2 protein-coding genes are annotated in these 3,466 nt (G+C 65.2%); both read left to right on the forward strand.

The annotated features are described in order from the left end of the window. Positions 1-103 precede the first annotated feature (103 nt). On the forward strand, positions 104-2,110 hold the full coding sequence (locus ACIQMU_RS31510) for an RHS repeat-associated core domain-containing protein (protein WP_402690247.1): 2,007 nt from the start codon (positions 104-106) through the stop codon (positions 2,108-2,110). Beyond that, positions 2,104-2,892 (forward strand): hypothetical protein, encoded by a 789-nt coding sequence (locus tag ACIQMU_RS31515; RefSeq protein ID WP_402690246.1) that lies wholly within the window; start codon positions 2,104-2,106, stop codon positions 2,890-2,892. Before ACIQMU_RS31510 ends, ACIQMU_RS31515 begins: the two co-directional genes overlap by 7 nt. Positions 2,893-3,466: the final 574 nt, after the last annotated feature.

Consider the following 3,466-nt stretch of genomic DNA (forward strand, 5'->3'; position numbering starts at 1 on the left):
CTTGAACGCCTTCGATATCACCTTTGACGGCCGACTCTCTGCAGCCCGCCAGTAGCCCTCAACAACCCGAGTTACACCGCTCGTTTGACAGACCCGCGGAAGGCTGCTCACGCTCACCGACCCACTCGGTCATGCCACAACTCACCAGTACGACGAGGAGGGGAGACAGACCACGGTCCTCCATCCCGATGGCAGCGAGGAGCGCGTCGTCTTCGACCGGCTCAGCCTGCCAACTCACTACCCGCTGGGCTCGGTGTGGTCGTACACACGCGACCCTGCGGGGCGGCTCGTTTCGGAGACGGACTTCGACGGCCGCACGCTCACCTACGAGTCGGACGCTGCCGGACAGGTAGTCACGCGCACCAACCCGCTGGGTGAGTCCATCACGTACGAACGTGACTCGTGCGGCCGAGTGACCCGCAAGGATGCGGCGGGCGCGGTGACGACCTTCTCCTACGACCGGGCGGGGCGCCTGCTCCATGCTGTGGGGCCGGAGAGCGAACTGCTCTATCAGTACAACCGAATCGGCCGTGTGAAAGCAGAGGTAGCCGACGGCCGAGTCACCACCCATACCTACGATGCGCTGGGCCGCCGGACCCAGCGAGTGACACCCACCGGTCAGCGCACCAGGTACGCCTACGACGCCTCCGACCGGCTCACCGAGCTGATCAGCGGCAACCGGACCATCGCGTTCACCCACGACCTGGCGGGCCGCGAACTAGCGCGCGCTTTCGGCCCCGAGCTGACCTTCAACTCGGCGTGGGACGGTGCTGGCAGGTTGGTCACACAGCACATCTTCAGTGGCGAAGACACAGTGAATCGCCGGTCCTACACCTACGACGCCGACGACCGGCTCACGGCGATCGACGACACACTGCGCGGCATGTCGCGCTTCACCCTCGACGCTGTCGGCCGGGTCGTGTCCGTTACGGCGGACCGGTGGGCCGAGAGCTACTCCTACGATGCCGACGGAAATCAGACCTCGGCGTCCTGGACTGCCTCCCATCCCGGCCAGGAGGCTACGGGACCTCGTTCTTACACCGGCACGGAGATCATTCGCGCCGGCACGATCCGGTTCGAGCACGATGCTCTGGGCCGGGTCACCGTCCGCCGGAAGACACGGCTGTCCCGCAAGCCCGACACCTGGCGGTACACGTGGGACGTCGAAGACCGCCTGACGGCGGTGACCACCCCGGACGGCATCACATGGCGCTACCGCTATGACCCCCTTGGCCGCCGCACAAGCAAAGTCCGGCTGACCGACACGGGCGACCCCCTGGGTGAGGAGATCCGCTTCTCCTGGGATGGCACCACGCTCTGCGAGCAGACCACGTTGTCTCCGGAGCTTCCTCGTCCGGTCACCCTCACCTGGGATCACGACGGCATTCGACCTCTCGCCCAGACCGAACGCATCCTTTCCTCGATCACGCGGCAGGACGTAGTCGACGAGCGATTCTTCGCGATCGCCACCGACCTGATCGGCACCCCCACCGAACTCATCGATGAGACCGGGAACGTGGGGTGGCAGTCCCGCGCGGCTCTCTGGGGCAGCACGACATGGACGAGAGACAGCACGACCTACACGCCGCTCCGCTTTCCCGGCCAGTACTACGACCCGGAGAGCGGCCTGCACTACAACCACCATCGGCACTACGATCCGCAGACCGCGCGCTACCTCACAGCCGACCCTCTCGGCCTCTCGCCCGCGCCCAACCCCCGTACCTACGTCCACAACCCCCACACCTGGTCCGATCCGCTGGGGCTCGGACCCTGCCCCCGAGGAGGGTGGGAAGAAAAGGCCGACTTCTCCAGCCAGAGTGTGATGAGCAAGAAGTTCCACGCACATGCGGGAGATTTCCTGGAAGAGCCGGGTAATCTCAAAAAGGCGAATCTCCAAAGGTTCGAAGATAGTATGCGCGCTCATATCAAAGCGGATGACACGAAGATTTACCGTTTCGACTACAGAGGCCAAGGGCAAGCGATCGGCTTCATCGACCCGACCACTCAGAAGATGGTCATGCTGCACGCGGACACCGGAAAATTCTGGTCAGGTTATAAACTGGGCGACAAGCAATTTCAGAGCATCATCGATAAAGGGTTCCTATGGTGATCGAGTCGAACGAGGCCGGAGCTGGGGACGCCATGACTGTTCTCGACGGTCAGGGCACCTTCAGCGGACAATGGCTCGCGGCAGGAGAGAAGAAGATCGTCCCGGTGCCGACAGGGAGCCGCACCGACAGCTCTCTCGTCAGGCGTATCACCGAAGGATGCCGGACTGCAGGAGCCGACACCGTCCTGGTGATGCGCCCCTCCGCCGGGGCAGCCGCCCCTGCAGACAGTCTCCCGCCGACCGATCCCGGCCTTGTCGCGCTACCCCCGCCTCTTCTGCTCGCCACTGCGAACCTGGATGGCGCGATCCTGTTTTCCGGACCGGGCTACGCCTTGGTCGCCGGCACGTCGGCGTTCCTCGTGGGAGCGGCGCCAGAGGGAGTGGACCAGGCGCGGGCTCGCTTCGCCCGTTACGCACGGGCAGCAGCTCGGAAATGGCCCGTTCTGGAGTCGACCGCGCGATCGTTTCCTCCCGGACACATCGCCTGGAAGTACCCGAGGGACGTTCCTGAGGCCACCGCCACGGGCCAGCAGCTGGCACTTATGAGAGATGTAGCAGCCGGACGCTGCACGGGGGCGGAATTCGCCGTCGGTTGGCTGGACGCACGTCGTCGTTCGCAGCAGCGGGGCGAGCGGGTCCGCGATCCGTTGGAAACTCTTCTCGATCGTGTCTTCTCGCTGCTGGAGGACTACTCCATCGACCCGCAGTTCAAGGAGCCAGACGACCTGTCGGACGACGAACTGAAGAACGCCGTCATCGAACTGCTACGCGAAGCGGAGTGACCAGCGTCAGAAATCCTTCGGCCGACGTGGGCGCTCCAGGTGTCATCTCATGGACGGGGGAGGAGTGGGCACCTGTCGGCGCAAAACCGCAGTGACGCGGGGCATTCCATGCCTCCGGGGACCGGCCGCCGTGGAGGCTGGTGGCGGGGCCGGCTCCCCGCGGGCGAGAGCCGGGCGCCTCCGGACATGGCGTCCGATCTCCCCAGGTCGCGTGCCCCATCCGTGCCCAGCGGAGCGGACAACAGCGGTCAGGTACGGCGCCGGGGGGCCATGCCAACCTCGCGCGTCTCGAACAAACATGCAGGTCAGAGCGGTTGCGACCGCTCAAGAGCCGCTGATTCCCAAGCTCAGAGCGCGAGTTCGATTCTCGCCACCCGCTCCACGACGAAGGCCCTGGTCAATGACTGGGGCCTTCTTGCTTGCCTTCCAACAGCACCGGCCCGGAGCGTCACTCGTCAGAGACAGCCGGCGAGTGATCGCCCCGTTATGTTTTTCGCGGTCCTGCAAGAGGGCCGCTGGCCTCCGGGCCCGGCATGACTGTTGCCCCCTGTCGAAGGCATGACCTGGGGGGTGG

The sequence above is a fragment of the Streptomyces sp. NPDC091649 genome, from assembly GCF_044756785.1.
Taxonomy (GTDB): Bacteria; Actinomycetota; Actinomycetes; order Streptomycetales; family Streptomycetaceae; genus Streptomyces.

Excerpts from the sequence above, each read along its gene's own strand:
- ACIQMU_RS31515 (WP_402690246.1), top strand. The coding sequence starts at position 2,104 with ATGGTGATCGAGTCGAACGAGGCCGGAGCTGGGGACGCCATGACTGTT.